This is a genomic window from Acinetobacter halobius (assembly GCF_044130335.1).
Classification (GTDB): domain Bacteria; phylum Pseudomonadota; class Gammaproteobacteria; order Pseudomonadales; family Moraxellaceae; genus Acinetobacter.
In genome coordinates this window covers 1-2,691 of record NZ_JBIQOD010000038.1, presented here as the reverse complement: position 1 = coordinate 2,691, position 2,691 = coordinate 1, and the positions used below count along the sequence as shown (strand labels likewise).

Below are 2,691 nucleotides of genomic sequence, written 5' to 3'. Positions count from 1 at the left end.
CTTCGAGTAATTTCTACCTTTCAATCAATGAAATATTTTCGATCGATCAATCAGTAAAAATCCACACAAGTTGTTCTTCATAATCTCTTAATGATCTTCTCAATGGTTCGTCACCATTAATACCTCCACCCTAAGTTATTCACTACATTGCGTTGGTGTGTTGCGTATTCTATATAGTTTTATTTGTAACGCAAGCACATTTATATAAATATTTCAAAAAAACCACCCGACTGGTTATTTTTAAATCAAAATATCTATTTTAGATTAAATTATAGCCAATATCTGCAGTTTATCCACTATATAAATGCGCTATCTAAATAATAAAAACAGCTAATGCTGTTTTTTATTATTTAGTGAGTAGATTATTGTGCTTGTTCAGCTAACCAAGTCATAAACGCTTGGCGTTCAGATTTCGATGCACTTTTCCAAGTATTAATTAATTGCTGAGCATTGTTAGCACTTGGCAGATCTTTTGGTTTCACTACTTCAGCTTTTCCTACCACTGCTTGTGACGTATATATCGGTGCAGGCTGCGCAATCGTAGTTGCTTTTTGAGTGAGATCAGTTGGCGCATCATTAAATAAATTTTTCAGAATGCCAGAGCTTTGCGTTTTACTGCCTTTTTGTTCGACCAATAATTGATTCTTGGCATCATATAAACCAAAAACGGGCTGTTTAGCATATGCCTTTGCATCATCATGGTTTTGTGGCGGATTGAGTAAAGCTAAACGATAGGTCTGCTGATCTTGTAGAATTGGAGTTTTAATATTCACCACACCAGAGCGAACAATATCATGCGAACCAATGCCAGGATGCTCTTCAAAGAACTGGATATAACGAACACTGATAATATTTTCGCCTGCATCAATACTATATGTACTGTCTGAACTAAATAAACGACTCTTGACCTCTTGCCCATTTAAACCTTCAATTTTAATTTCTTCAGGTGCGGTAATAGTTACTGCTGAAAATGCGGAAGTACTCAACATCAATACTACTGTTGCAAGGGTTGCACGTAAGGTCATTTTTACACTCTATCCGTTGTTTATTAAAGTTTAGTTGCACTATGCAGTGTATAAATGACAATTTTATGACAATTTCTGAGCCTAGAACCAACCTACAACTACAATATATATTGCTAAGCTTTTATATTTTAAAGATAAATACCCAAACAAAAAAAAGAGCAGATCTACTCTGCTCTGTTTCATTTTAAAAACTAGCTATTAATTGAATGTTTTAAAGCGATCCGCTTCCGCCATAAATGTTTTCTCACCCGCAGGTGCTTCAATAGAACCAAAAACAAGTTGTGCACGCAATTTCCAATTACTAGGAATTTCAAAAAGCTCCGCGATTTCAGCATCTACGATTGGGTTGTAGTGCTGCAATGACGCACCAATGTTGTATTCAGATAAAGCTGTCCATACAGCAAACTGAGCAATTGCAGAGGAATGTTCAGACCAAACGGGGAAGTTATCTGCATAAAGTGCAAACTGTTCTTGTAATGATTTTACAACATCTTGATCTTCATAAAATAAAACCGTGCCATAGCCTGCTGAAAAACTATCAAGCTTTTTATTTGTCGCCTCAAACGCAGCTTCAGGAACAATTTTACGTAACGTTTCACGTACGATATTCCAAAACTGTAAATGCGACTCACCAAATAAAGTCACAATACGGGAAGTCTGTGAGTTAAATGCCGATGGACTGTGATTTACAGCTTCCTTAATGAGTGACTCGATATTTGCTGGTGTTAAATCAACATTTTTACCAATTGCATAAATAGTGCGACGCTGTTTGATTTGGTCTAAAAATGACATGTTATTTTCCTCAATGATCTCTCGATCTCGTTATATGTGATTCGTATTTATCATAATCATTATTTTAAATTTGAACATGCTTAATTGAGCGACATAGTGTCTTAAAAATAGAACAATCTTAATTCGCTCATGACTTAAAACATAAATACTCGATTAGCTCAATCTCACCGTCAATCCACTAAGCATAAATCATAAAGCGTTCTTCATCTTTATGCTGTTCTTTTTCAGCGGGCTTTTCCTCTATCGAACCAAAGACCAACTGCGCACGTAACAGCCAATGTTTTGGAATCTCAAAAACTTTTAAAATGTCAGCGTCAATACTCGGGTTATAATGTTGTAAGGACGCACCCAAACCCGCATCTACTAAACATGTCCATACAGCATATTGGGCCATACCTGAAACTTGCTCTGACCAAACTGGAAATTCTGCCGCATCAAAAGGAATTTTCTTTTGTAACTGTTGGATGATCTGCTGATCTTCATAAAATAGAACTGTACCAAACCCTACCGAGCATTGATCAACCTTTAGTTCTGCACCAGCAAAAATATGCGCAGGGACTAACTTGCGTTGCACTTCTTTTACGACATTCCAAAAGTGATGATGCGCATCGCCCATTAAAATCACAATACAAGTACTTTGTGAATTATGTGCCGAAGGACAACTTCGCACGGCCTCTTGGATCAATTCAGCTAAATACACCTGACTTAAATGTACACGCTTCCCTAAAACATAAATACTACGGCACTGCTGTCCCATAAATATCACAAGAAGAACCTCAGTTGAGGTTCTTCTTGCTTATTCCACTTCTTATCAGGAAGAAATAGTGCCTTTAAGAGCTTCCTTTCAAATAAATTCACCTGAATAATTCTTAAT

General features: G+C 36.5%; 3 protein-coding genes. All 3 read right to left on the bottom strand.

Annotation, left to right across the window (positions count from 1 at the left end):
• Nucleotides 1–362: 362 nt before the first annotated feature.
• The 3 genes from ACE01U_RS16985 to ACE01U_RS16975 all read right to left on the bottom strand — a co-directional run bounded on the left by ACE01U_RS16985 (nt 363) and on the right by ACE01U_RS16975 (nt 2,574).
• Nucleotides 363–1,025, bottom strand: coding sequence for a DUF2057 family protein (locus ACE01U_RS16985; RefSeq protein WP_151707615.1), 663 nt, complete (start codon nt 1,023–1,025; stop codon nt 363–365).
• Between the two features lie 198 nt (nt 1,026–1,223).
• Nucleotides 1,224–1,817 (bottom strand): nitroreductase family protein, encoded by a 594-nt coding sequence (locus tag ACE01U_RS16980; protein WP_395580013.1) that lies wholly within the window; start codon nt 1,815–1,817, stop codon nt 1,224–1,226.
• A gap of 178 nt (nt 1,818–1,995) precedes the next feature.
• Entirely contained in the window at nt 1,996–2,574 is a 579-nt protein-coding gene (locus ACE01U_RS16975) for a nitroreductase family protein (RefSeq protein WP_395580012.1), read from the bottom strand.
• Nucleotides 2,575–2,691 lie beyond the last annotated feature (117 nt).